21 protein-coding genes are annotated in these 20762 nt (G+C 45.6%); 12 read left to right on the forward strand and 9 right to left on the reverse strand.

What is annotated here, in order from left to right:
* Window positions 1–93: 93 nt before the first annotated feature.
* Both AACQ93_RS25485 and AACQ93_RS18195 read left to right on the forward strand, forming a co-directional pair.
* Entirely contained in the window at window positions 94–390 is a 297-nt protein-coding gene (locus tag AACQ93_RS25485; protein WP_036798903.1) for a DUF503 domain-containing protein, read from the forward strand.
* 88 nt (window positions 391–478) lie between these two features.
* Window positions 479–661 carry a hypothetical protein gene (locus tag AACQ93_RS18195; RefSeq protein WP_064607490.1) on the forward strand — a complete coding sequence of 61 codons (183 nt, stop codon included), beginning with the start codon at window positions 479–481 and terminating at the stop codon, window positions 659–661.
* Between the two features lie 76 nt (window positions 662–737).
* On the opposite strand, the gene AACQ93_RS18200 is transcribed toward AACQ93_RS18195, so the two are convergent.
* Window positions 738–2108, reverse strand: a complete 1371-nt coding sequence (locus tag AACQ93_RS18200) for an alanine/glycine:cation symporter family protein (protein WP_064607493.1) — start codon at window positions 2106–2108, stop codon at window positions 738–740.
* Between the two features lie 756 nt (window positions 2109–2864).
* On the opposite strand from AACQ93_RS18200, the gene AACQ93_RS18205 reads away from it, so the two are divergent.
* Window positions 2865–3068: a hypothetical protein gene (locus AACQ93_RS18205; protein WP_064607496.1), complete on the forward strand. Its 204-nt coding sequence runs from the start codon at window positions 2865–2867 to the stop codon at window positions 3066–3068.
* A gap of 65 nt (window positions 3069–3133) precedes the next feature.
* On the opposite strand, the gene AACQ93_RS18210 is transcribed toward AACQ93_RS18205, so the two are convergent.
* From AACQ93_RS18210 to AACQ93_RS18225, 4 genes are all read right to left on the reverse strand, one after another.
* Entirely contained in the window at window positions 3134–4795 is a 1662-nt protein-coding gene (locus tag AACQ93_RS18210) for a methyl-accepting chemotaxis protein (RefSeq protein WP_064607507.1), read from the reverse strand.
* Window positions 4796–5090: 295 nt separating this feature from the next.
* Complete coding sequence (pepE, locus tag AACQ93_RS18215) at window positions 5091–5822, reverse strand: dipeptidase PepE (protein ID WP_064607510.1); 732 nt, start codon at window positions 5820–5822, stop codon at window positions 5091–5093.
* Between the two features lie 92 nt (window positions 5823–5914).
* Window positions 5915–7303 (reverse strand): C4-dicarboxylate transporter DcuC, encoded by a 1389-nt coding sequence (gene dcuC, locus AACQ93_RS18220; RefSeq protein ID WP_007463675.1) that lies wholly within the window; start codon window positions 7301–7303, stop codon window positions 5915–5917.
* Window positions 7304–7607: 304 nt separating this feature from the next.
* Window positions 7608–8516, reverse strand: coding sequence for a LysR family transcriptional regulator (locus AACQ93_RS18225; protein ID WP_064607516.1), 909 nt, complete (start codon window positions 8514–8516; stop codon window positions 7608–7610).
* 105 nt (window positions 8517–8621) lie between these two features.
* Here AACQ93_RS18225 and AACQ93_RS18230 point away from each other — a divergent pair, with 105 nt between their 5' ends.
* The 5 genes from AACQ93_RS18230 to AACQ93_RS18250 all read left to right on the forward strand — a co-directional run bounded on the left by AACQ93_RS18230 (window position 8622) and on the right by AACQ93_RS18250 (window position 13294).
* Window positions 8622–9728 (forward strand): alkene reductase, encoded by a 1107-nt coding sequence (locus AACQ93_RS18230; RefSeq protein WP_064607518.1) that lies wholly within the window; start codon window positions 8622–8624, stop codon window positions 9726–9728.
* Window positions 9729–9790: 62 nt separating this feature from the next.
* Entirely contained in the window at window positions 9791–10801 is a 1011-nt protein-coding gene (locus tag AACQ93_RS18235; RefSeq protein ID WP_064607522.1) for a zinc-binding alcohol dehydrogenase family protein, read from the forward strand.
* Between the two features lie 260 nt (window positions 10802–11061).
* A complete protein-coding gene (gene tpx / locus AACQ93_RS18240) occupies window positions 11062–11562 on the forward strand; it encodes a thiol peroxidase (RefSeq protein ID WP_064607526.1) in 501 nt (166 codons plus the stop codon).
* A gap of 26 nt (window positions 11563–11588) precedes the next feature.
* Window positions 11589–12206 (forward strand): thiol peroxidase, encoded by a 618-nt coding sequence (tpx, locus tag AACQ93_RS18245; protein WP_064607529.1) that lies wholly within the window; start codon window positions 11589–11591, stop codon window positions 12204–12206.
* 239 nt (window positions 12207–12445) lie between these two features.
* Window positions 12446–13294: a GGDEF domain-containing protein gene (locus tag AACQ93_RS18250; RefSeq protein WP_064607532.1), complete on the forward strand. Its 849-nt coding sequence runs from the start codon at window positions 12446–12448 to the stop codon at window positions 13292–13294.
* Between the two features lie 91 nt (window positions 13295–13385).
* On the opposite strand, the gene AACQ93_RS18255 is transcribed toward AACQ93_RS18250, so the two are convergent.
* From AACQ93_RS18255 to AACQ93_RS18265, 3 genes are all read right to left on the reverse strand, one after another.
* On the reverse strand, window positions 13386–14603 hold the full coding sequence (locus AACQ93_RS18255; RefSeq protein ID WP_007463691.1) for an L-lactate MFS transporter: 1218 nt from the start codon (window positions 14601–14603) through the stop codon (window positions 13386–13388).
* 159 nt (window positions 14604–14762) lie between these two features.
* Window positions 14763–15488: a LytR/AlgR family response regulator transcription factor gene (locus AACQ93_RS18260; protein ID WP_064607535.1), complete on the reverse strand. Its 726-nt coding sequence runs from the start codon at window positions 15486–15488 to the stop codon at window positions 14763–14765.
* Window positions 15482–17131, reverse strand: coding sequence for a LytS/YhcK type 5TM receptor domain-containing protein (locus AACQ93_RS18265; RefSeq protein WP_064609606.1), 1650 nt, complete (start codon window positions 17129–17131; stop codon window positions 15482–15484). The genes AACQ93_RS18260 and AACQ93_RS18265 overlap by 7 nt, the downstream gene beginning before the upstream one ends.
* Window positions 17132–17433: 302 nt before the next feature.
* Between AACQ93_RS18265 and AACQ93_RS18270 the strand changes: the two genes are divergently transcribed.
* Window positions 17434–17814 (forward strand): hypothetical protein, encoded by a 381-nt coding sequence (locus AACQ93_RS18270; RefSeq protein WP_064607538.1) that lies wholly within the window; start codon window positions 17434–17436, stop codon window positions 17812–17814.
* 60 nt (window positions 17815–17874) lie between these two features.
* Here AACQ93_RS18270 and AACQ93_RS18275 read toward each other — a convergent pair whose 3' ends face one another.
* Window positions 17875–19023 (reverse strand): amidohydrolase, encoded by a 1149-nt coding sequence (locus tag AACQ93_RS18275; RefSeq protein WP_064607541.1) that lies wholly within the window; start codon window positions 19021–19023, stop codon window positions 17875–17877.
* Window positions 19024–19165: 142 nt separating this feature from the next.
* Here AACQ93_RS18275 and AACQ93_RS18280 point away from each other — a divergent pair, with 142 nt between their 5' ends.
* The 3 genes from AACQ93_RS18280 to map all read left to right on the forward strand — a co-directional run bounded on the left by AACQ93_RS18280 (window position 19166) and on the right by map (window position 20602).
* Window positions 19166–19345 (forward strand): hypothetical protein, encoded by a 180-nt coding sequence (locus tag AACQ93_RS18280; RefSeq protein WP_064607544.1) that lies wholly within the window; start codon window positions 19166–19168, stop codon window positions 19343–19345.
* Between the two features lie 263 nt (window positions 19346–19608).
* Window positions 19609–19833 (forward strand): ParD-like family protein, encoded by a 225-nt coding sequence (locus AACQ93_RS18285; protein ID WP_064607548.1) that lies wholly within the window; start codon window positions 19609–19611, stop codon window positions 19831–19833.
* On the forward strand, window positions 19826–20602 hold the full coding sequence (gene map, locus AACQ93_RS18290) for a type I methionyl aminopeptidase (RefSeq protein ID WP_232323356.1): 777 nt from the start codon (window positions 19826–19828) through the stop codon (window positions 20600–20602). Before AACQ93_RS18285 ends, map begins: the two co-directional genes overlap by 8 nt.
* The last annotated feature ends 160 nt before the right edge of the window (window positions 20603–20762 follow it).

The following is a 20762-nucleotide window of genomic DNA, read 5'->3' on the forward strand; positions in this document are numbered from 1 at the left end:
AGCTAAGACTGTCTGGAGCAGATGTTTCCCTTCATTATCAGTCAGTGTATGAGGTGTAAGTCGTTTTGATGGACGGTGATATATGCTTAGTTTATGAGTGAACAGTCCTTCTTTATTACAGTCCTTACAGTGGAACTGGTGATCCCTTCGGCTCAGTCTCTTAAAGAAAAGCGGCGTGAGATACAGAGTCTGATACAGAAGATCAGACACAGGTTTAACGCTTCTGTGGCAGAGGTCGGGTATCGCGATAAATGGCAGCGAAGCGTGTTGGCAATCAGTCTAGTTGGCGCGGAAAAAAAGCAGTTGGTACGGGATACAACCTGTATTCGAAGCCTGTTATTGGAAAACGCAAATATAGAAATTTCAGACGTTTTTCAGGATTGGTTATAATTGTGAGCTTTGTAGAATATCGGGCTTTGGCGAGAACTATACTTAGTGTGAATGGTTTATCATACAATTCACATAATAAGGAATGATTATGAAAGTGATGCAAATTGGATGGGCAGATGTTTGCGGTTACGGTGACTGGCTGACTCCGGCGGCAGCGAAAAAATACGCGCAGGGTGGTTATACCCATGTGGAATTTCAGGGCGAAGTCGTGAAGAGTGAACTCAGCTACGGTGATGACGGTTCACCAATGGTTGGTTTGGGTAAAGACTAAAAAGAGTCTAAAGCTCTTAATGTTTATAGAATTCAAATGTAGAAGGTCGGCTTTTTTGCCGACCTTTTGTGTTTATTTATCTTTTGTTGTTCTGATTCTTCTGTTGCGCGAAATACTCACTAGTCAGTTTAAATACAACCGGGCTGAGTAGTACCAGGGCAATCAGATTTGGGATTGCCATCATGGCATTTAAGGTATCGGCCAGCAGCCAGATAAACTCCAGTGAGCTGGTGGCACCAATCGGAACAGCAATAATCCAGAGTACACGGAAGGGGATAATGGCTTTGACACCGAACAGGTATTGGATACATTTCTCGCTGTAAAAACTCCAGCCTAGCACTGTGGTGAAAGCAAATATGGACAGCGCTATCGCAACAACATAGTTTCCTAAGCCGGGTAAAACAGAGGCAAAGGCGGCAGAGGTTAATGCAGCGCCAGTCTCACCGCTTTGCCAGGCACCAGAAACGACAATCGCCAGCCCGGTAATGCTACAAACGATAATTGTATCGATAAATGTTCCCAGCATGGCAACCAGCCCTTGGGCTACGGGGTTTTTGGTTTGCGCTGCGGCATGGGCGATAGGGGCACTGCCAAGACCGGCTTCGTTGGAAAAAATGCCGCGCGCGACACCGAATCGAATAGCGGCCCACACTGCGGCACCGGCAAAACCTCCTTGGGCAGCTACCGGTGTAAAGGCACTGGTGACGATTAAACTAAAGGCCGCTGGTATTTCGCTAATATTGACGCCCAGTACCAGCAGACCCGATGCAATATAGAAAGCTGCCATGAGTGGTACCAGCTTACCGGCGACATCGGCAATTCGTTTGATCCCGCCCATCAGAACCAGCCCGACAAGAATCATCATGATGAGTCCTGTTGCCATTGGCGGTAGGCCAAAACTAGACTCCATGGCCGCAGATACAGAATTGGACTGGACGGTATTACCAATACCAAAACCAGCAATAGCGCCGAAGATGGCAAAGGCAGTGCCGAGCCAAGCCCATTTATGGCTGAGGCCGTTTTTGATGTAATACATGGGGCCGCCAACATGGTTTCCCTTCACGTCAGTTTCCCGATATTTTACCGCGCAGACCGCTTCGGCATATTTTGTTGCCATGCCAACCAGAGCTGTACACCACATCCAGAACAGAGCCCCCGGTCCTCCGAGAAAGATTGCTGTGGCGACTCCGGCAATATTACCTGTGCCGATAGTGGCAGACAGTGAGGTCATCAGGGCGTTGAATGGGCTGATCTCACCCTGAATATCTTCGTCTTTCTCGGGAATGCGGCCTGACCAGAGCAACCTGAAACCGGCTCCGAGTTTGATGATTGGCATAAGTTTGAGACCGACAGTCAAAAATAAGCCGACACCAAGGATCATTATCAGCATGGGAATGCCCCATACCTGGGTGTTAATTGTTGTAATCAGGCTGGTTAGAAATTCCATTTGGAACACTCACTTACTTTTTACCCGTGTCTGCAAAAACATAGGTCGACTTTTGCATAATTACAACTTCTGCATCAGAGCAATTTGTTATGCTTTGTTACATTTTTGTGATTCTTTATGGCTTTGTGAATTGAGCCGGGAAAATGCATTTTTTATGGGTTATTCAATGACATTAGTTGATACACATGTACTAGTTGACAGAAATCAAAATTAAACAGAAAAGTCATCTTGGCAGGTGTCGGGAAGCTACAATTAATATTGATGTCTAAACATCTCCGTTGGTTGTTGTTGAGTGATATGAAGGCGCAACGGATACCAAAGGGGAGTTTGCTGTGAAAGGCTCCTCATCGAGGAGGAGTGAAAAAGCATAGCTGGGGGTTAGGAAAGTCATGCGACATTGGAGCCGCAAGAATAAACAACGATTAACACGTCAGTTCAGAGTAGAGCATTTTGCCGAGAAAATGATTAATGATTTTCTGGCAAGGAGAGGAGCAGGAAGAGAACACTTGTGGCATAGCTAATGCCTTTCCTCTCGTTTAATCAATATGTTGGCGATCGATAAGTCGGTCGCTTTTTTATTTTTTAATAAGATAGAAATTATTTTCATACCGTTTAGGCCATTTTATTGATCTGCATAATATTTTAAATCATCTATATTTGATTTGAGTTGTATTTTGTGGGGATCAGTATCATATTGTTTCATATATTAGTGATACGTTACTGATTGGTGTTTGGACGTTGTTTGGGATTGTGCTTATGGTAAAGCAGTACGCTGTCTTCTCAAGTAAACACCCTGTATTACATTGGATGTTTATGCTCACTTTTTTACTAACTATGGTTGTCAGTTCTTATCTGTTGCTGGAAACAGAACAGTTGGCCTATATCGGAGGAATGGCGTTGCCAGTTTTACCGTTTATCCTTTTTGCCAGAGCTTCGAATTATAAAAAGAAATATCTGTAGGTTAGTTCGGATAGTAGAGAGTAAAGAAAAGGCAGTACAGCTTATTCGCTGTACTGCCTTTTTTGTTAGACGGTGAATCTGTCGACTAGGGTATAAAGCTCATTAGCACTTCGATTGAGTTCTTGGCTTCCTGCGCGGTTTTCGTTGGCAAGCTGTGCTGATTGGTTGCTTTGATCGGATATCACCACAATACGTTGGGAGATTTCCTGGCCGACAATGCTTTGCTCTTCAGTTGCAGTTGCGATCAGTGAGTTCATGTCCATGATGGTATTGATTGACTCCTGAATCTGGATCAGTGCCTCACTGGCTGCGTTGGCTTCTTCTACCGTGCTGACGCTTCTCGCCTGGCTGGAGTTCATGGCGTTGACCGCTTCATCTGATGCAGATTTCAGTTGATTAATCATTTTGTGAATGTCACCGGTGCTGGCCTGAGTGCGGCTTGCCAGCTGGCGAACTTCATCGGCAACAACAGCAAACCCGCGACCTTGTTCACCGGCTCGCGCTGCTTCAATGGCTGCGTTCAGTGCCAGCAGGTTGGTTTGCTCGGCAATGTCCTGAATTACTTCCAGTGACGAAGAGATATTCTTCACATCTCCTTCCAGTTTCGAGATAACTTCGTTCGCTTCGGCGACTTCATTAGCCAGTGCAGTTACTGAGTCTGCCGCAGAGGATACGATACCGTGTGCGTCTTTGGCATTGTCATCGGCTTCTTTCGCTGCTTGTGCCGCCTGGCTGGCGTTGTTGGAGATCTCATTTGCCGTAGTGGTCATTTCGGTCATTGCAGTGGCAACCTGATCGGTTTCTTCACGCTGACCCGAAGCCAGCTTATCCACACGCATGGTGCGTTGAGACATGTTGTTGGTTTCATCTACGACCTGACGACCCACCTGGCTGACATTTTGGATGATGTTCTGCAGGCTGGCTACAAAGGTATTGAAGTTGTCGCTGAGTTTCGCAAATTCAGGCACGCTGAATTTTTCCATTCGCGCAGTTAGATCGGCGTCGCCGTTGGCAAAGGAACGAATAGAAGCATCAAAGACATCCAGCGGGCGCATGATGCTACGGCTGACAAGTACACCAAAGGCAACGACAACCGCTGTGATAATCAGGAAGATAATAGCAATGGTAGTAAGGCTCTGACTCAACATGTCAGCGGAGTGATCTTCCATTTGAGCAATCACCGCATCGACATCATCGGTGTAAAAACCGGTACCTATCATCAGATCCCACTGTGGCAGGTATACAGAGTAGCTTAGTTTTGGCTGAGGGTTACTCTCTCCCGGTTTGGGAAAATAATAGGTCGTGAAATCACCGGTTTTGGCATTATTTACTAGATCCTGGATCAGGTAATTGCCGTGGCTATCCTGAAGGTTCCAGTAGTTTTTACCTATTCCATTGGTATTTTGGCCCATCACTAGCCGGGTACCGTCAGAGCTGTAACCGAAAATATACCCACTGGTACCAAACTTAATTTGGCTGAGGGTGTTTAATGCTTCTTCTAAAGGAGCGTTTGATTGCATTAAAGGTTTCAGTGCTGACTCAGCAATCTGCATATAAGATTTAAGCTCAGCGCGTTTCATCTCCATCATGCTGGAGCGGGTGGTGTTCATCTGCTCCTGGTTTAGCTTATGCGACTCTGAGTAAGTGAAGAACATCATACCCAAGGCTACAACTAATAAGGGGACGATCGACAGCACATATAGTCGGTTACGAATAGTAAGGCTCATACTTTATACTACCTGGTTTGCATATAATGATTATTTTATTTGGAATGTGAATAATTCTCTGTCCGAAGAATACTCAAAACCAGGTTACAGAATTGTGACTTTTGACCGTTTTGTGACAAAAAAATGCGTGGTCGGATGTTGTGAATGTCAGTAAAAATGCGGGCTGAAAAGGAAGTGGTTGATTTTTAATGAAGTGTTAAAGGTTTGGCGTGGGATTATTTTTTAGATTATTTTGCTCTAACTTTTTCTGTAAGGTTTGGGGAGATTTGACTCTCCCCAAATTGCTGATATGAACTTAGCAGCTGTGCTCCATTAAGAACTGAATATCATCATCGGCATTGAAGTACTCTGCTTCCTGCTGGTTGCGGAACAGCTTCAGTGGTTTGCCGTTGGCTGTGTAGTAGTGGAGGTGGCCGTCATGTACGTGCAGCATTGTACCTTCTGGAATACCCACCACAATTTCGTGAGGGTTAACTAACAGGAACTCTTCAATGCGTTCATCACGGGTTTCACCCATATGACCATCAATCGACGCTTCGATGTAATGCGGATTGATCTGGAACGGGATCAGGTTCAGTGAAGGCAGTACCGCGGCAGTAACAATCGGCATGTCGTTAGTAGTGCGGATAGTTGGTGAACTGATGTTGGTACCGGCACTCCAGCCAATATACAGTTTGTTCTGTTTCAGTACGGCTTTACGAATCGGACCGATCAGCCCTTTGTCGTGCAGGGTTTTGTTCAGTACCCAGGTGTTGCCGCCGCTGACCAGAATGCCGTCCGCTTCTTCAATGGCTTTAACCGGATCTTCAGCCTGATGGATACCCACAACTTCACAGCCGAAGCGGCCCAGGCTTTCTTGTACCATTTTGGTTCGATCGTCATGGCTTGCACGGATCACTGCATATGGAATGAAGACCAGCTTTTTCACGCCGGTGCGCTCAACCACCCCTTCAATCCAATCAAGGCCGTATTCTAACGGTTTGGTGTTTCCAGGTAGCTGACCATTACTAAACAGCATAATGTCCATGAACAATACTCCTTTGCATGTGCTAAATCACATGGATTGGTTAATTAACAAGACGTACTTCAGTACGTAAAACGTTGTGAACGTTTTATAAATCAAAAACTCATGATGCTGACGATAACGGAGATCACGATCCCGCCCAGCATCGGGATGGCAGTGCGTTTGGCTAGATCAAACGGTGAGGTATCAGCCACACCGGCAATTGCTACCATGTTTGGCGCAATTGGCGAGATGTTACGGCTCATACCTGCCACGAACTGCATCGGTAACAGCATCATTACTGGGGCGATGCCCATTTTGCCCGCAATATCAGGCACCAGGTTGGCGAACGAGAAGAAGGCAGCGTTGCCCGAACCCATCAGGATCGCAGAAGTCATGATGATCAATACCATAACTATGGTCATCAGAACTGGGCTGAATCCGGCATTTTCGGCAGCAATAACAATGACATTGATCGCACCGATGGCTTTCAGCCCCTGAGCGAACGTTTGGCCGGCAACAATAAAGGTGACGACGTTGGCAAACTGACGGCCCATACCATCGAAGAAGTGCTGGATGGAGTCAACGACAGCCATTGCACTATGTCGTCGGAAAAATTCGAATACCAGAGTGATAACCAGAGAGACAAACATCGCTGTGGTAACGTCCATCTTAATCGAGGTGATCACTAACTTACTGAAGGTAAAAATCAGCACCAGCGGGATAACCGGAAGAATGGCGTAAATGGCCGGAGCTTCTTCTTTAGTTTCATCCGAGTTGATCTTCATTTCTTCTGATTCGCCTAAGTGGCGGTGTTCACTGGCAATATGGCCGTTTTTCAAGTCGAAATGTTTCTGGATGATAATGTGTAGAATTGCTACCACAGCCAGTGCTGCCAGTGCGACATAGATTTGATAGTCAACAACATAGTCGACAACATCAATGCCGATGATATCGGCAGCAAAGTTAACGTTACCCTGGCCCGGTCCCATTTCAACAGCCACGGCGGTTGCAATTGGCGCACAGGCAGAAAGACGGCTCAGGCCGACGCTGCGCATCAGTGGGTACAAGGTAACCATCAGCAATACACCCAACCCGGAAGCACTGGTGATGAAAATTGACAGGAATTCGCCAATGATGAAACACATTGCCATGAACATGTAAGGCATGTGTTTGATTCGCGCCAGTGGACGGGTTAATACTTTTACCAGAGCTTCAGAAGCACCGATTTCATGCATGTAAACCGCAAAGCCTGCGATGGCCATGATCTTCAGGCCCAGACCGGCGCTTTGGCTGGAGAAGGTGTTCTTAATGAACTGGAAAATATCCAGCCATTTTGAACCGGTTGAAGATGCTTCCGGCAGCGGAAGATCCTGACCGATCAGGATAGCGGCAATCATCAGAACGATACCACCGGCCAAAAGGACAGCCTGTGCTTTGTAGCCTTTAAGGACAAATCTGGCGACAAAAATGGTGACCACCAGAGCAATTAATATAGATAGCATGTTACCTCGACATTAAGAATGACCAAGAAAGAACAATTGATTGAATGTTTATATTGGGTGAGCAAAGTTTTGCCAGTTATATATTTTGGTTATCTGGCTTAAAGCAGAGCGATCGGATGATATTGCTGGGTGCGGGAGAGAATTGTGACGCAGTGTTCAAATTGATAAAAATCTTGATAAATCTAAGATTTCAAAGAAAAGAACAACTTACGAAAGGCAGTCGGCGGTCAATTGACCGCCGCAATTCGTTACAGAGGAGGGCATGAGTACAAAAACAGGATTTCAACAGGTCTGAATATGATTTCTAATTTAAGCTGTGCAAAAGCGTATTAGCTTTGCTGCTCAGGTGCTCCCTCAGAGCCTGAATTGCCGGACTTAATTGTCTTCGGCTGGCACAAATCAGATTGAGTGGTGCGGTCTCTCCCTGCCATTCAGGACATACCCGAACAAGCTTTCCTTCTTCCAGATCTTCAGCAATATCAAGTAATGACTTATAGGCAATGCCATGTCCGGCGATTGCCCAGCGTCTAACGGCATCACCGTCATTGGCCATTCTGTTACCGGATACATGAACAGACTCTTCAATAGTATCCCGATAAAAGTGCCAGCGGGCATGAAGACTGTCGCTTAAGGCGAAGCACAAACAGTTGTGTCGGGTCAGCTGGCCGGGATGCGTCGGAGCACCGAATTTCTCAAGGTATTCAGGGGAAGCGCACAATACTCGCTGGTTTTTTGCGGCAACAGGTAAGGCTATCAGGCTGGAATCCGGCGGATTGCCGTAACGCAGTGCTATATCGACAGGTTGTCGGTACATATCTGCAATACTGTCTGACAGATGCAACCGCACCGAGAGTTTCGGATTTTGCTCAATAAACTCATCTATCCATCTGAGCATGAGTCGACGCCCCAAATCTGAGGGCAGAGCGATTTGCAGTAATCCGGTAAGTTCTGACTGACCGCTTTTTACTGAAGCAAAACCGTCTTCAATAGCTTCAACGGCCTGTTCGCAGTGGGAGAGAAAAAGCTCTCCGTGCGGTGTCAGCCGCAGATTTCGGGTTGAACGGAGAAACAGCGCGGTGCCGACTTCGGCTTCCAGTCGTTTCACTGCTGCGCTGGTGGCGGCTGGTGTTAAGTCCATCTGGCGTGCAGCTTCTGAAAGGCTGCCGAGCCGGGCTGTTTTAATGAAAATCCTGAAGTCTTGAAGTGCTTTCATTTTCAAATTTTTTTTGAAAGTAATTTTTGTCAATCCTAGTTTTTCAAATGATTGCCGTCAAATAGACTGAGCTCATTCTTAAAACAGTCATTGAAGGGACTAAAAATGGATTTGCTCAACACTTATCAATTAGCCGATCACAAGTTGGATAATCGCATTGTGATGGCACCGATGACACGCAGTCGTACAACTCAACCAGGCAATATTCCTAATCAAATGATGGCGGACTACTACGCCCAGCGCGCAGGTGCCGGGATGATCATTACCGAAGCAACACAGATTTCACCTCAGGGACAGGGATACAGTTTTACCCCGGGCATTCATACCCAGGCACAAATAGAAGGTTGGAAATTGGTTACTGATGCTGTCCATCAAAAAGGCGGAGTGATCTATCTTCAGCTCTGGCATGTCGGTCGAATGTCCCATTCTTCATTCCACGGAGGTGAAGCCCCGGTAGCTCCTTCTGCCATTTTGCCTCAGGCACAAGTTTGGGTATCGGATGAGTCCGGCAATGGTTCCATGGTGGATTGCCCAATGCCACGAGCACTGACCCTGGAAGAAATCGAAGACATTATTGAAGATTATCGCCAGGCTGCCATCAATGCCATGGAAGCTGGTTTTGACGGGGTGGAAATCCATGCCGCTAACGGTTATCTGCTGGATCAGTTTCTGCGCTCTACTTCTAACATTCGTACCGATCAATATGGCGGTAGCATCGAAAACCGCTCTCGCTTACTGATTCAAGTAGCCAAGGCGGTTTGTGAAGCAATTGGTTCGGAGCGTACCGGCGTGCGTCTTGCTCCCTATATTACAGCCCGTGGCATGAATTGCCCGGAAATCATACCGACGATTTTGCATTGTGCTAATGAACTGGATGAGCAGGGTGTCGGCTATCTGCATTTATCTGAAGCAGATTGGGATGATGCTCCACAAGTGCCGCTTCATTTCCGTAGTCAGCTGAGGGCGCACTTTTCCGGCACTCTGATTGTTGCAGGCCGTTATGACAAAGAAAAAGCCAATCAGATCCTGGCTGAAGATTATGCTGATTTGATTGCCTTCGGCAGGCCGTTTATCGCTAACCCGGACTTTCCGGATCGAATCAGGCACAACTACCCATTGAGCCAATTTGATGGCACGACCCTTTTTGGCGGCACTGAAAAAGGCTACAGCGATTATCCGGCCTATATCGGTAGCCAGAGCAGCGGTAGTTAAAGCACCTGCGAGTGAATCATCGAACAGACAACAGATTAATGAATATTTGGGGAGATTAACTAATGAAAGCGATTGGTTATAAGCAGGCACTAGCGATCACCGAGCCGGCATCATTACAGGATATTGAGTTGCCAATTCCGCAAGCAACAGGCCGTGACGTATTAGTTAATGTAAAAGCGGTATCGGTTAACCCGGTTGATACGAAAATTCGCGCCAATGTTTCTGCAGAAAATGATGAGTGGAAAGTGATCGGTTGGGATGCCGCCGGTGTGGTTGAATCTGTCGGCCCGGAAGTCACCCTGTTTAAACCGGGCGATCGGGTTTGGTATGCAGGTGATATCTCCCGTTCGGGCAGTAATGCTGAATATCAGTTAGTGGATGAGCGTATCGTCGGCAGTATGCCGGAATCGCTGAGCTTTGCTGAAGCGGCTGCGATGCCTCTGACGGCGATTACTGCCTGGGAAATGCTGTTTGAAAGGCTACAGGTGAAACCGGGTAAGCACGCAACAAAAGATACATTGCTGATTGTTGGTGCGGCTGGTGGTGTCGGCTCTGTGATGGTTCAACTGGCCAGACGCCTGACAGGAATGAAAGTTATCGGTACAGCCTCTCGTCCTGAAACTCAAGCCTGGCTGAAAGAGCTAGGTGTTCACGCAGTGATTGATCATAGCAAGCCGTTAAGTCAGGAACTGAAACGAATTGGGGTAGAAGAAGTGACACATCTGGTCAGCCTGAATAATACCGAAGAGCATTTCGGAGAAATAGTGGAATCGCTGGCGCCTCAGGGCAAATTTGGTTTGATTGATGATCCGTCGCAGTTGGATGTTATGGGATTGAAGAGAAAGAGTATTTCTCTTCACTGGGAGTTTATGTACACCCGCTCGCTATACCAGACTGAAGATATGATTGGACAGCATTACTTGCTTAATGAGGTCGCAAAACTGATAGATGCTGGTGTCATCAAAACCACCCTTGGCAATCACTATGGAAAGCTGAATGCCGAAAACTTGCGCTGTGCCCACGAGCATATTGAGTCACAAAAAGCGAAGGGTAAGCTTGTTCTTGAGTGGTAAATTTCAGGGTGACTTTAGCCCAGTTTAACATCTAGAAAAATAGACACGGAGTGGAGGTGTTTAAATGTTTCCACCCGTGTTTTTTATTTCTCTTGTTGAAATGGTTTGTAACAAATTTACAGTTGCGAAATTGCGATTGAAACAAAATCGCTTTTTTTGGTTGTATTTGTGAACTGGTCGGAGTGGTTTTGTAAATTTATTTCAATATTATTCCCTCACCACATAAAGTGGATATAACAAATAACAAGAGGAAATAAGTCATGTCTCAAGTAACATTCCAAGGAAATCCTGTTGCCATTTCTGGACAGCTACCTGTAGCTGGTTCTATTGCTCCGAGCTTCTCTCTGACTGCTGGCGATCTTTCTGCGCTTGAATTGTCATCTCTGGCTGGCAAGAAAGTTGTACTGAATATCTTCCCAAGTATCGATACGCCAGTGTGTGCGCAAAGTGTTCGCACTTTCAACCAGAAAGCGGCTGAGCTTGATAATGTGGTTGTGGTTTGTATTTCTGCTGACCTGCCTTTTGCGACTGGTCGTTTCTGCGAAATCGAAAATATTGCCAATGTTCAGCATGCATCAACGTTCCGTTCTCCTGAGTTTGCTGAAGCTTACGGTGTAGCAATCCCTGAAGGCGCACTAAAAGGCCTGACGACTCGCGCTGTTGTCTGCCTGGATGAAAGCGGTGTTGTTCTGCACAGCGAACTGGTTGCAGAAATCACTGATGAGCCAAATTACAACGCTGCGCTGGCTGCAATTTCGTAATCGGTCTGTTTAAGGAAGTAACAACGATGAAAAAACTACTTGTTGCAGCGGCTATCATGCTGGCGGCGAATACTTCAATGGCTCGTGACTTTGCAACTACTCAGGCAAACTCTGCGTTGGGTGAGGGAAATGTGATTACCCTGAATAAGGAAAACACATTCAACTTGAGTGGGCATGAGGTGAAAGTTGGTGATTATTTTCCGTCAATGATCCTGATGGATGAATCACTGGCAAATTTTGATACTTCAAAAAATGCGGGCAAGGTAAGGGTATATAACGTTCTTGCTTCGGTTGATACACCTGTTTGTGTTCAGCAGGTAAAAGATCTGAGCCAGTACATTGCGCAGCACAATGAAGAGCTTGCCGGCATTGAGATGCTTGCAATCAGTGCAGATACGGCTTTTGCCCAAATGCGTTTCCGCCAGCAGGAAAACCTGGAAAAGAACTTCCTGTTCCTGTCAGATTCCATTAATCATGAATTTGGCAAGAAGACTGGCGTTCAGATCCGTGAGTTGGGTCTGCTGGCACGAAGCATCATCGTTGTTGATAAGAACAATAAGATTATTCACATCCAGCGTGTTCCGGAACTGACAACAATTCCGGATCTGGAAAAAGCCGTTTCTATTGCCAAAAGCAAAGTATAAATATCAGTTCAATTGATAATTTGCTCTATATTAAGCCGGGTTATACCCGGCTTTTTTACGGTACGAATATACTTAATATTTAGATCAGATAAAAATAATCAATATTCATCAGCATCCTTTTTGATTGACAATTAATACTTTTTTATTCTTGAAATCCATCACATAAATAAATTTCATCCACTTTAGACGGCTTGCTAATATAAACATGATCTTTCGCCTTTTTATTGTCGGAGATTCTGATGCGTTTGCCCGAGTCAAATTTATTGAATATAAAGCCAGTATTGTTTTTTTTACTATTTTCAATACTGTTGATAATCAGTGCTTTTCTTTATTTAGATAAATCTATATTTTATTCATCGATGGAATTTTACTATGAGCTCACCAGTGTCGTAGTGATTAGCGCTATAGCCATTGCTAGCTATTCAGTGTTTCGGTTGGAACCGTTTGCTTTGGTTGGTATGTCATTGTTTATATTTCAAAAGTCTTATCGCGCGCTTGTGGAGGTGAAAGTTGTTCGGGAAAAAATAGAATCATTGCCTGAGCTTTTTCTTGTGCTGATTGATGACGGTTCATTACTGCTGGGTATTGTGTTTCTTGCTGTTGGGGTAAAACACATTCTTCATTTTTATGAAATGTCGGAATGTATTGATGAGCTGACCACGGTTTTTAATCGTAAAGCGTTTAATAAAATCAAAATGATGCGTTTTGATTTGGTGTTTTTTGATTTGGATGATTTCAAAAGGCTGAATGATAATCAGGGTCATAAGTTTGGTGATAGTGTATTGATTTTATTTAGTCATCATCTCAATAAGCAATGTGTAAATAATGAAATGATTATCCGCTTTGGTGGCGATGAATTTATTGCCGTTATAAGGCCATCAAGAACGGAAGAGTTTCTTAAACAGATATCAAAAGAGCTGGAAGCGACAAAAATAAAGTACAGTTATGGTATTGCTCGAAATGTTGACAGGCGTGAGCTGAGAGAAGGGATATCCCGAGCTGATGCGTCGCTTTATCAGATGAAGTTAGAAAAGAAGAGCAAGAAGCCTGTAAATCAGGTGGTGACTTATTCTGCGAGCAATGTATAAGAAAAAGCTCCTAAAAAAGCCCGGTTTCCCGGGCCTTTGATCTTAGCATTATCAGTTTTTTGAGTTTGCCGCTAAGGGGTTGGGGCTCCCCTTAATTTACTGCCAGCGGCTCGGCAGTAAAATCGTCTTGTTCTGTACCCGGCGCTTTCACCGTCAGTGAGATAGCCAGTGACACAATCAGCAGGCCCAGCATCAGGTAGAAGGTCGCCGCAAAGCCACCGAACAGAGAGGCAACAATCGAACCGATGAAGCTGCCGATACCAAAGTTCAGATAGATGAAACCATAGTTTTTGGTCAGGTTGTTCAGGCCGAAGAAATCACTTACCAGTGACGGGTAAACCGTGATTGTACCGCCGAAACAGAAAGCGATGCAGGCTACAGCAAAGTAGAAGCTCATTGCACTTGCCGGAGCAAACAGCAGGGCGCAAACGCCAAGCAGGCAGACAAACAGAGCAAGGGCGATTGCTTTGGTTCGGGCGATACGGTCAGACAGCACACCAAGTACCAGACGGCCACCCAGGTTACCCACTGCGATAATCGCAACAGACGCTGCAGCTGTTGTCATTGATAGGTGAACATAGTTTTCACCGATATCTTTTGCAACACCAATTACGTACAGGCCACTCATACATACCGTCAGGAACATTACTGCTAGCATCCAGAACTGAGGGCATTTCATCGCTTCAGCAAGGGTGTAATCGCGACTGCCTGCGGCATTGTTGTTTTTAACTTCCTGCTTAGGGGCATCTGTCATCATCATGCCGCCGATGATCACCATCACCATACAAATGAAGCCCCAGATTTCGAAGGTCATTTCCAGGCCGGTAGTGGTCAGCAGGTACATCAGGATGTATTTGAAAGCGAGTGCGCCAAGGCCGTAAGCACCAATAGCACAAGCTGAAGCCAGCCCCTTGCGTTCAGGGAAGAATTTCACACAGTTCGATAGCACCATCAGGTAGCCGGTACCGTCGGCGAAACCTACCAGCAGGCCGGCGAAGATGTACAGCATGATCAGGTTGGTTGCGTGACCTGTCAGATACAGGCTGATACCAATCATCAGACCTGAAGCGATAGTCACTTTACGGATACCAAAACGTTCCTGCATTTTGCCTGAAAGGGAAGAAGCCACCGCCAGTGCCAGACTCAGAATACCAAATGAGAAAGCAACACGGCTTACCGGCTCAGAAAGTTTGTCGGCAAGTTGAGCATTGAACAGGCTCCATGTGTACACAGAGCCCAGAGCGAACTGGGTAATAATGGTTCCCAGCAGGGTAAAGGCACGAGTTCGGCTAGCTACCGGATTGGCCATAAGGTTAATCTCCAACGAATTAAAAATCTTTAAGATGGCGTTTTGGCCATCCCTTTATGCCCTCCAAAATACGGAGCTCGTTGGCGATAACAATAGGTTGCAAAAACTATAAAATGAGATGTATCAATAGCGGAATGAAATGCAATATATCGGCATGAATTACAATTGCATCAGTTCACGGAAACGCTTGATATTACTCCGGCTGACAGGGACTTCCCCGTCAAGGTCGCAAATTTTAAGCATATAGGTGCTATTCATCCAAGGGATTATTTCTTTTATTTTTTCCAGCTGGACGCAGTAGGAGCGATGAGAACGGAAAAAGCGCTCTTCCGGCAGGCGCTCCATCAGTTCACTGATACTGTATGGCGCGATGAATACACCGTCAGTGGTGTAGACATTGGTGACTTTCTCACAGGCTTCGGCGTAGTAAATTTCATCTACCGGTGTTATCCGGATGCGGTTGTTTTTGGTTAGATTGACTGTTTTCGGTCGCGTTGTTTCCTGTCCCACTGACGTCTGGCTCTGATGAGCGGCTTCCAGCTTGTTGAGCAGTCCGATCACCCGTTGCTCATTAAGTGGCTTAAGGATGTAGTCGAACGCCTCAAGCTCAAAAGCATCCACAGCAAACTCTTTATAAGCCGTAGTGAAAACAATATGCGGTTTTTGTGCAAACTGGTGGATGTTTCGCGCCAGCAACATGCCGTCAATAGACGGGATTTGGATATCCAGGAACGCAATATCAACCTTATTACTTTGCAGGTACTTAAAGGCGTCCAGACCGTCTTCGAAAGCCGCGACAATTGTTATATTGCTGTAGGTTTCGATCAGGTAGGTCAGTTCTTCCCTTGCCAGATACTCATCTTCGACGATCAGCGCTTTTAGCATTGTTGTTCCTGCTTGTTTGATTCATTAATATAAAACGACATTTCGGTGCCTTGTTCAAGGCGCTTAATATTCAGCCCTTCCCCATACAGCATGGTCAGGCGTTGGTGCACATTGGTCAGCCCGATATGACGGGAGTCCATTGCGCCGCTGTAGAGTTTGTCGATCACTTCCTGGCTGATCCCCACACCCGTATCGCGAATAATGACTTTCACTCGCTCTTCTGCCTGCCTGACCGTGATAAAGACTTTACCCGGCGTACGTGAAGGCTGGATGCCGTGCAGAATTGCATTTTCAACCAGTGGCTGTATCAGCAGGCAAGGGATCATAGAATGGACGTCATCAATATCGAATTCAACGGTCAGTTTGTTGCCGAAGCGGGCTTGCTCAATGGCGACATAGTCCCTGACCTGTTGCAGGGCAACATGGATGTCGATTAATTCCTCTGTACGCTCAAGGTTATAGCGCAGAATATCAGCCAGCTTGGCAATCAGCTGACGGGCCTGATCCGGACGGATCCGGATCAGGGTTGAAATCGCATTTAAGGCGTTGAACAAAAAATGTGGATTGATTCTGCTCTGCAAGGCTGAATATTCTGCTTTGCTTGCCATTGTCTTGAGGTGCTCAACCCGCGACACTTCCATCTGAGTGGAAATCAGGTGTGAAAGACCAATCGCCATTTCCCGTAGTGAAGGGCGAATTCGGTGAGGCTGGTGGTAGAAAATCTTCAAGGTGCCGCTGACTTTGCCATTCTCCCACAGCGGAATGATCAGCAGAGAATGGAAGTCATGGACATTAAGGCTGTTGCTGATGATCTGCTGTCCGGTGCGAACCGCCTGTTGGGTCATATCGCTGATTTGATGCGCTTCAAGATAGTTTTCCTGCCCGGCACCGGCATAAGCCAGCACATCATTAGTATCGGTGATGGCAACGGCATCTGCTTTGGTTTCTTCCCGGATAATATTACAGACAGTTGCCAGCGACTCCCGGCTGTTCTTACGAAAATGTGGCAGGGTTCGGTTGGCAATATCCAGTGCCAGTTTTGCCTGTTCTGCTGCGACAAGGTCTTTTTCTTTCTCCAGCCCCTGAACAAGGCGGATGATCAGACCGATACATACCGCGCCGGAAATCATCGGCATACTGATATGGGAGACAATGTTATAGGCCTGCGTTTTATCTTCAGACAGTGCAACGATCAGTACCATGGTCAGCATTTCACAGAAAACACCAGCCATGATGCCGAGGCGGGCATAGCTTTTCTTCGGACATTTTCTGTGGATCCAGGTTGCCAGAAGACCGGCAATAATACTGGTGATCAGACAGGCAACTGAGGTCGGGCCGTCGACATCAATCAGGTAACGGTGGACACCGGCAATCAGCCCGGCAGAGATACCAGTCCAGGGGCCAAATAAGATGCCGCCGGATAAAACGGCAATGATCCGAACGTTCACCAAGGAGCCGTCAACCTTGATCCCCGTATAAGTACTGAAAACGGCAAACAGTATAAACAGTATGGAAATCATCGCGATTTCGACCGGACGGCGGTGGCGCTTTTTCACTATGTGCTGGAAAGGGTGGGTCAGGGTGAGCAGGAAAAGAGCCATCAGCAATAATGCCGCCCGCTCAAATACAGCCAGCAGCATCATCAGTTGTTCGGTATACACAGCTTGCCTCGAATGGATCGTCAGGAAAAAACGGGCTGGGATTGTACGCGGAAGCGCAGCAGAGTTACAGGTCAATTACCGGCTGAAAAGATAGATTACGCAGAAGAAAAGCATGTCGCTGTGTGTTGGGGAGCTTTACTCAAGAATAGACACTCACGTTGGTATATAAAAAATTCTTATTTTTCTTATATAAGAGATAAATTATCCTTAATTGGTTTTTGTTGCTGGCTGATTACTCGGTGAGCAAAAATATGACATGTTCAAAAATCAAAGTATGAAAATCGATGAATCTGAAAATTCTGTCTGCTTCTATATTGGTTATGGCAAGCTCTGTTTTTGCTGCTGATTTACCAGTCTGTGAAGAAAGCACGCGAGTCACTGATATTCTGGGTCAGCGGTATGTCGCCTTTAATAAAACTCCAGAGAAAGATAGATTTGTAAAAGGCTGTGAGGGATGTTTCAACGATTCTGTTATTGAGTTCGATAAGGACGGAAGAATGGCAGAGTTTAATATTGCCGATATGGTTTTCTATGAGCCTTACACTTTTTGTGGGGATATAATCAAAGTGAAAGGGATCGGAGGTGGCCTTACATATGAACTTTCCGATGATGGCCATCAGCTGACAGATGGCTATGGTGTTGTATATACCCTGCAGAGTAAATGACGACATCTTTTGACGTCATGAGAATGCAACGGCACTAATCCATGGACTAGTGCCGTGTTCTTATTCACCATGCAGACGACGAATAATACTCAAGAATAACTTACTGGCGGTTGCGATAAGTTCATCAGGGAAGTCGTAGTCGGGGTTGTGCAGCTCAGGATGAGCTTCCCCACTGCCGAGACAGAACAGGGCACCGGGCCACTTCAGAAGAAATTCTGCGACATATTCCGACCAGCGCATAGGCGCATCAATGTCCTCTATATCAAGGCCAATGTGTTTAGCTTGTTGGCAGACGATTTCGTATGGTTCTGTTGCATTAACGGCAGCATTAAATGACTCCTGCCAGCTGACACTACACTCAAGCCCTTTTTTGGCCGAAATAGCTGAAACCATTTCGCATAAGTCCTGCTTCATATTGTTGAATACATTATTGTTATCGCTTCTCAGGGTAGCGAGGATTTTTGCATAACCCGGTGAGGTGCCAAATGCTTCTTCGCCTAATGTTGCGTGGATCACCGTGACTAAAGTGAAGGCTTCAGCATACCTTTCAGGCATGGCTTGTAAGTAGCGAATGATCTCCAGCATAGCAGTGGTTGGGCTGATGCCGTTTTCCGGTCTGGCGGCATGGGAGGTTTTGCCTTCTAACTCAATGGTTACACCGGTTGAAGCACAGGTAAAGGTGCCGGGTTTGATGATGACAGAATTGAGCGGATAACCAGGAAGGTTATGGTAGGCGAAGACCTGATCAACATTCTGCTCTGACAGCCAGCTGTTCTCAAGCATATTGGCAGCGCCGGTTCCAATTTCTTCCGCGGGCTGGAACAGCAACAGGACTTTACCTGATGCTGGTGGATTCAAAGATAGCTGTTCAGCAACAGCCATCAGGCTCGCCGTATGGCCGTCATGACCACAGGCATGCATCACGCCGTCATGCTTTGAACAGTGACTATGGCTGTTTTTTTCGTGGATAGGCAACGCATCGAAGTCGGCACGAAACAGGGTAGTGACGCCGGGATTGCCACTGTCGATTGTGCAGACAATACCATGCCCGCCGATATCGGTTTTCGGCTCCAGGCCAAAGGTGCATAACTGTTTATTGATCAGGGCTGCGGTGTCGGCTTCATGCAATGACAGCTCTGGATACTGGTGAAGATGCCGACGAAATTGAGTGGCATCAAATTGCTGAGGGTGCTCAGATACTTTGTCCATAACTAACTGACAAATAAGCTATTAAAGGGGCCGAATAGGGTAGCGCGCTTCGCCCGGTTGAATTGTGATGATAATCTCAAGTTGATTGAGATGTGATTCAAAATAACAATGCAGTTAATAATGAACTCAGTAGGGGATATTAATGGTTAAGTCTAAGCGGATTTTATTTACTTTTATTTTGGTCGTCTGTGCTTTTTATGCCGGTATGAAGTTTGAGCAGTTTTTATATCTCGATAAGTGTTTAGATCTTGGCGGCGGGCAAAACCCGGGGAATTATTCGATTTGCGTGGTTGAAGTGAATGAGCAACAAGCTGAAGGTTAATATTTTCATGACGAGCAATCCCCTCATTTTTGTCTTCCTTTTGTTTTAGGTTTTATGAAATTTCGATACATAGTGGCAAAGATGAAAGAAGCTTTTTCGGTGTATCGAAGAGGGTGGGGTAATTGTTTTAAGTCCTATCTCGCTTATGCCCCATAACGGGTGATCTCTCTCATACCTCAAATAGGTGATGTATATCTAATTACTATTGCATCGAGATAAGTACTATATATAATACATATACGTTTTGTATATGCGGTGTATCTATGGGTATTGTAAAAATTTCAGAAGATCTACATGAGGAGATCAGAAAAGCTAGCGGTGCTATGCATCGTTCAATCAACTCTCAGGCAGAGTTTTGGATAAAAATCGGCATGATGGCTGAGCTGAACCCACACCTTACATTCAATCAGTTAGTGTCTGAACTAATGTCGTCTGCTTCGGTATCAGAAGCAAATATTAAATGTAATGAAGAGGCCCCAGTTGAATAATTCCGTTAGCATAAAAAGTAACGATGAAATTGAATTGATGAGAGAGTCAGGAAAGCTTCTTGCACAAGTGTTTCAAGCTTTAGACTCTTACATTAAACCTGGTATATCAACGATGGACATCAACGACTTCGTTGAGAAATATATTGTGGATGAGTTGAAAGCTCGTCCTGCCAGTAAAGGTCAGTATGACTACGAATTTGTATTAAACTCATCAATCAACGATGTTGTATGCCATGGTGTTCCAAAGAAATCACAAATTCTAAAATCTCAAGATATTATCAACTTAGATATAACTTTAGAAAAGAATGGTTTTATCGCTGACTCAAGTAAAACCTATGTTATGCCTGATACATCTCCGATTGCGAGAAAGCTTGTGAAAGTGACGTATGAGGCCATGTGGGAAGGGATAAAACAGGTAAAACCTGGAGCTAAGCTAGGTGATATTGGGAGCGCTATACAACGCTATGCTGAATCCCACGGTTATAGCATCGTGAGAGAGTATTGCGGGCATGGTATAGGAAAAGAAATGCACGAAGAGCCTCAAGTTCTCCATTACGGTAAATCCAATCAAGGACTTACCCTAAAAGAAGGTATGACTTTCACTATTGAGCCAATGGTAAATCAGGGCTCGGCGAAAGTTAAAACCAAAAAAGATGGCTGGACTGTGGTAACAAGAGATAAAAAACTATCGGCTCAGTCTGAACATACTATTCTAGTTACAAAAACTGGTTACGAAGTTTTAACTCTTCGAGGTGAAGAATCAATATGACAAAATTGATAGTGTTGGATTTTCTGCTCTAACACTTTTCTTCCCCAAACTGCGCTGAATAGCAAAAAATAATTGTGGGCTAGAAGAGAACACATAAAGGTATCTTTGCGTCAGTGCTCTTCATCAGCCTGAAAAGACATTGGCAAAGCACGTGTTACAT

It is taken from the genome of Photobacterium sp. J15 (genome assembly GCF_963870815.1).
Classification (GTDB): Bacteria; Pseudomonadota; Gammaproteobacteria; order Enterobacterales; family Vibrionaceae; genus Photobacterium; species Photobacterium marinum.

Excerpts from the sequence above, each read along its gene's own strand:
- AACQ93_RS25485 (WP_036798903.1), top strand. The coding sequence starts at position 94 with ATGAGTGAACAGTCCTTCTTTATTACAGTCCTTACAGTGGAACTGGTG.
- AACQ93_RS18195 (WP_064607490.1), top strand. The coding sequence starts at position 479 with ATGAAAGTGATGCAAATTGGATGGGCAGATGTTTGCGGTTACGGTGAC.
- AACQ93_RS18200 (WP_064607493.1), bottom strand. The coding sequence starts at position 2,108 with ATGGAATTTCTAACCAGCCTGATTACAACAATTAACACCCAGGTATGG.
- AACQ93_RS18205 (WP_064607496.1), top strand. The coding sequence starts at position 2,865 with ATGGTAAAGCAGTACGCTGTCTTCTCAAGTAAACACCCTGTATTACAT.
- AACQ93_RS18210 (WP_064607507.1), bottom strand. The coding sequence starts at position 4,795 with ATGAGCCTTACTATTCGTAACCGACTATATGTGCTGTCGATCGTCCCC.
- pepE (WP_064607510.1), bottom strand. The coding sequence starts at position 5,822 with ATGGACATTATGCTGTTTAGTAATGGTCAGCTACCTGGAAACACCAAA.
- dcuC (WP_007463675.1), bottom strand. The coding sequence starts at position 7,303 with ATGCTATCTATATTAATTGCTCTGGTGGTCACCATTTTTGTCGCCAGA.
- AACQ93_RS18225 (WP_064607516.1), bottom strand. The coding sequence starts at position 8,516 with ATGAAAGCACTTCAAGACTTCAGGATTTTCATTAAAACAGCCCGGCTC.
- AACQ93_RS18230 (WP_064607518.1), top strand. The coding sequence starts at position 8,622 with ATGGATTTGCTCAACACTTATCAATTAGCCGATCACAAGTTGGATAAT.
- AACQ93_RS18235 (WP_064607522.1), top strand. The coding sequence starts at position 9,791 with ATGAAAGCGATTGGTTATAAGCAGGCACTAGCGATCACCGAGCCGGCA.
- tpx (WP_064607526.1), top strand. The coding sequence starts at position 11,062 with ATGTCTCAAGTAACATTCCAAGGAAATCCTGTTGCCATTTCTGGACAG.
- tpx (WP_064607529.1), top strand. The coding sequence starts at position 11,589 with ATGAAAAAACTACTTGTTGCAGCGGCTATCATGCTGGCGGCGAATACT.
- AACQ93_RS18250 (WP_064607532.1), top strand. The coding sequence starts at position 12,446 with ATGCGTTTGCCCGAGTCAAATTTATTGAATATAAAGCCAGTATTGTTT.
- AACQ93_RS18255 (WP_007463691.1), bottom strand. The coding sequence starts at position 14,603 with ATGGCCAATCCGGTAGCTAGCCGAACTCGTGCCTTTACCCTGCTGGGA.
- AACQ93_RS18260 (WP_064607535.1), bottom strand. The coding sequence starts at position 15,488 with ATGCTAAAAGCGCTGATCGTCGAAGATGAGTATCTGGCAAGGGAAGAA.
- AACQ93_RS18265 (WP_064609606.1), bottom strand. The coding sequence starts at position 17,131 with ATGATGCTGCTGGCTGTATTTGAGCGGGCGGCATTATTGCTGATGGCT.
- AACQ93_RS18270 (WP_064607538.1), top strand. The coding sequence starts at position 17,434 with ATGAATCTGAAAATTCTGTCTGCTTCTATATTGGTTATGGCAAGCTCT.
- AACQ93_RS18275 (WP_064607541.1), bottom strand. The coding sequence starts at position 19,023 with ATGGACAAAGTATCTGAGCACCCTCAGCAATTTGATGCCACTCAATTT.
- AACQ93_RS18280 (WP_064607544.1), top strand. The coding sequence starts at position 19,166 with ATGGTTAAGTCTAAGCGGATTTTATTTACTTTTATTTTGGTCGTCTGT.
- AACQ93_RS18285 (WP_064607548.1), top strand. The coding sequence starts at position 19,609 with ATGGGTATTGTAAAAATTTCAGAAGATCTACATGAGGAGATCAGAAAA.